At 65.4% G+C, this 419-nt stretch carries 1 pseudogene; it reads right to left on the bottom strand.

Annotated features, from left to right (window positions below):
• Positions 1–419 (bottom strand): annotated as a pseudogene (locus tag HWY45_RS36425) (penicillin-binding protein 2); the annotation flags it as partial.

Below are 419 nucleotides of genomic sequence, written 5' to 3'. Positions count from 1 at the left end.
TGGCGGCCAGTTCCACGCCTTCCTGGCCGCGATCCTCGATATTCGTGAAGCCCACCACGTGGGCGGCCGATTCGCCTTCCGGGTAGAAGCGCTTGGAATCGGCGATCTGGGTGATGCCGGCGAGGTCGAGCTTGTCGAGGCGCGCGGCGGTTTCGGGATCGATCTGCCGCTTGAGCAGCACGAACTGCTTGTCGACCGACAAGCGCCTTTTGACCTCGGCCGCCGGCATCTCGAGCAGCTTGGCGAGCGGGCCGTAGGCGGCCGAATCGACCTGCTTGGGATTGGCCCAGATTTCGTAGGTGTTGAGGCTGACGGCCAGCATCGCGCCGTTGCGGTCGACGATCCGGCCGCGCATCGCGTCGAGCTCGATGGTGCGCTGGTAGCGCTTCTCGCCCTGGCCGAGATAGAAGTCCTGGTTC

The organism is Burkholderia stagnalis (genome assembly GCF_902830275.1).
In the GTDB taxonomy this organism is placed as follows: domain Bacteria; phylum Pseudomonadota; class Gammaproteobacteria; order Burkholderiales; family Burkholderiaceae; genus Burkholderia; species Burkholderia stagnalis.
The sequence above is the reverse complement of the archived record's forward strand: the minus strand, read 5'-3'. Positions and strand labels throughout refer to the sequence as shown.